3 protein-coding genes are annotated in these 3,060 nt (G+C 56.7%); 2 read left to right on the top strand and 1 reads right to left on the bottom strand.

What is annotated here, in order from left to right:
* The first annotated feature begins 97 nt into the window (after positions 1–97).
* Both HXY34_06680 and HXY34_06675 read left to right on the top strand, forming a co-directional pair.
* Positions 98–1,945 carry a 4Fe-4S binding protein gene (locus tag HXY34_06680; GenBank protein ID NWF95811.1) on the top strand — a complete coding sequence of 616 codons (1,848 nt, stop codon included), beginning with the start codon at positions 98–100 and terminating at the stop codon, positions 1,943–1,945.
* A gap of 6 nt (positions 1,946–1,951) precedes the next feature.
* On the top strand, positions 1,952–2,539 hold the full coding sequence (locus tag HXY34_06675; GenBank protein ID NWF95810.1) for a 2-oxoacid:acceptor oxidoreductase family protein: 588 nt from the start codon (positions 1,952–1,954) through the stop codon (positions 2,537–2,539).
* Between the two features lie 7 nt (positions 2,540–2,546).
* Here HXY34_06675 and HXY34_06670 read toward each other — a convergent pair.
* A partial coding sequence (locus HXY34_06670) for a GTP-binding protein (GenBank protein NWF95809.1) occupies positions 2,547–3,060 on the bottom strand: 514 nt, incomplete at its 5' end.

The following is a 3,060-nucleotide window of genomic DNA, read 5'->3' as shown; positions in this document are numbered from 1 at the left end:
TGGGAGTGACAAGACTCCTGTGTCCAACTCTGTCCAACTGAAGATGAACGGTGAGTGTTATACCGAATTGGCGAATGGAACCCCGAAGAGAGTCCTCATGAGCGGAAACGAGGCAATTGCACGGGGAGCACTGGAAGCAAGGGTTGGCTTCTGTGCATCGTATCCGGGGACTCCCTCTACTGAGATAGCCGCAACGCTCATGCGCCTGCCGGCTGAGCACGGGGTGTATGTTGAGTGGAGCGTGAATGAGAAGGTCGCGCTTGAGGCGGCCGCCGGTGCGAGCTGGCTCGGAGTGCCGGCACTGTGCTCCATGAAGTCGCTTGGACTGAACGTGGCAGCTGACTTTCTTCTAAACATCAATCTCTCAGGGAGCGGCCAAGGCGGATTGGTGGTGGTAGTCTGTGACGACCCGAGAGGACATAGTTCAAGCAACGAACAGGACTCGAGGTTCTATGCGCGAGCAGCAAGCCTCCCTCTACTCGAGCCCATGGACTGCCAGCAGGCGAAGGACGTTGTCAGGTATGCCTTCGACCTGTCAAGAAGAATCGAGACTCCAGTGCTTGTCAGGAGTACTACTCGCCTGAGTCATTCTCGCGGTGTGGTGATTACTGACACAATACCTGAGCGTGCATGGACAGTGAAGCAGGAGCTTCCCGGACACCTCTACAACGTACCTGACCCCCATCTGAAGCATAGGGACCTCCTAGTCAAGATGAAGGGGGTGATGCAAGAGTTCGAGGTCTCGCAGTTCAACAGACTGAAGCAGTCAAGCGGTGCGGACGTGACTCTGATCTCCTCAGGAGTCTGCTCATACTACGCGTCAGAGGCGATGGAGACCTTTCCCACCAAGTCCTTTGCACATCTTGCTCTGGCAACAACGCATCCGCTTCCGGAGGACCTGATTCGCAGAACGCTAGAGGAGAGCAAGAGAGTGGTCTTCGTAGAGGAGACCGACCCATTCGTCGAGGAGGGTGTCAGAAGCCTCTCCACCCGGCTGGGCATTCAGACCCGCTTCTATGGCAAGGCCTCAGATGACATTCCCGGGTGGGGAGAGATGGACGTCTCAACTGTGAGGAGTGTGGTTGCCCGTACATTGGGCGTCGAGAGTCCAAGAAGACCACGAGAGATTGAGGAGGCTGCTCAGAGGGCAAGACGACTGCTTGTCAACCGCCGGATGACTTTCTGCGCCGGCTGTACGCACAGGAATGTGTACTGGGCGATTCGCAGACTTCGTCGGAAGACACCGGAGCGGTTTATTGTGGCCGGGGACATCGGATGCTACTCGCTAGGAGTGTTCTACGACACCGCAATGGAAACCATGCAAGCAATGGGCTCTGGAATAGGAACAGCATCAGGGATGGGACAGCTGTGGAGGCATGGCCTGCACTCGAAGGTCATTGCAGTGGCGGGAGACTCGACCTTCTTTCATGCCTGCATCCCGGGCCTGATCAACGCGCGGCATCACGGAGCAGACATTGTCTTCATGGTGCTCGATAATCAGACGACTGCAATGACTGGCTTCCAACAGCATGCAGGTATGCCATCAGAGGACAACCACCATCACCAGTTGAGACTGGACAGTCTGATTATGGCCATCGAACCTGACCTCTTTCTCACTGTCGACTCCACGAGTATCAGACAAGTGGAGGAGGCGCTCAAGAAGGCACTGGACACAAGGGGGCTCAGAGTGCTGCTGTTGCATGGAGTCTGTAGGTTGGACGAGAAGAGAAGGATGGAGTCTGAGAGAACTGGAAACCGGAAGATCACAATTGATTGTGACAAGTGCAGGGGAGACAAGTGCAGAGTCTGCGCAGGTCAGTACCAGTGCACAGCAATAGGGTGGGACAGGGCATCCTCCCGACCATTCATAATACAGGAGAGCTGCGTGCGTTGTGGCTCGTGCATCGAGGTCTGCCCGAGCGAGGCTATCGGCTGGAGTGAGTGAGTCATAATGGACACCTTCAGTATCATTGTGGCCGGCGTTGGTGGACAGGGTGGCCTCTCTGCCGGACGGGTATTTGCTGAGGCGGCATTGAGCGCAGGGCTCAACCCCATCATGGGAGAGACATTCGGCGCCTCTCGACGCGGCGGTACGGTCTTCACACACATCAGACTGTCCGCGCACAATGTCGGTCCACTCGTGCCGGCAGGCGAGCTCGACCTGCTATTGGGTCTTGAACCACTAGAAGCACTCCGGGCGGCTGTGGAGTACTCGTCGAGGCGCACAACGGCAGTCGTCAGCATGCTTGAAGTACAGACACTTGACACCCTGTCAGGGGTCTCCGACTACCCCAGCAGGTCGGCGATACTCGAGGGGCTCTCCTCAATGACTAGTAGAGTGATTCATGTAGACCCTGTCGAGGCCCTTGGAACCACTGGGGGAGGGCCACTGTTGAATGCGTTCATGCTAGGCGTCGTGTGTACACACGCAGGCCTCCCGTTCCCGATGGAACATGTGGAAGAACGAGTCAGAGAGATGACAGGGGACTCGAAGCTCAATACTCAAGCATTCAGAAGGGGACTCGCATACGAGAGCTGAGCAAAGATCACACACCTCGCTTCTTTGCCTCGCTGGTCTTCTTTGCCTCCCGATACATGAGTTCGGCAAGGACTGTGAACATGTCCGCCACACCCTCTCCGGTCTTGGCACTGGACTCCATGTATATGAATCCCTGAGACTCCGCCCACTGTTTGGCCTCTTCGGAACTCACTGCTCGGTCCGGAAGGTCAACCTTGTTGCCAACACAGACCACGGGCACACGGACGCCTATCGACTCGTCGGCCTCCTGCACCCACTTTGACAGCTCGGCGAACGAACGCCGCCTTGTCACGTCAAAGACAAGTATGACCCCGGCCGCACCGCTATAGTACATCTTTCGCACGGCCGCAAACCTTGCCTGACCTGCAACGTCCCATGCCTGAATCTTCACCCCCACAGCGTACTGGGAGTCGGGAGGCGAGATCAGCGTGAGCTTCACTGCGAACTGAGAACCAATCGTCGTCTTGTAGTCACGTTCGAAGACGCCGGTGACATAACGATTCACGAGCGTGGTCTTCCCG

The organism is Candidatus Thorarchaeota archaeon (genome assembly GCA_013388835.1).
Lineage (GTDB): Archaea > Asgardarchaeota > Thorarchaeia > Thorarchaeales > Thorarchaeaceae > JACAEL01.
The sequence above is the reverse complement of the archived record's forward strand: the minus strand, read 5'-3'. Positions and strand labels throughout refer to the sequence as shown.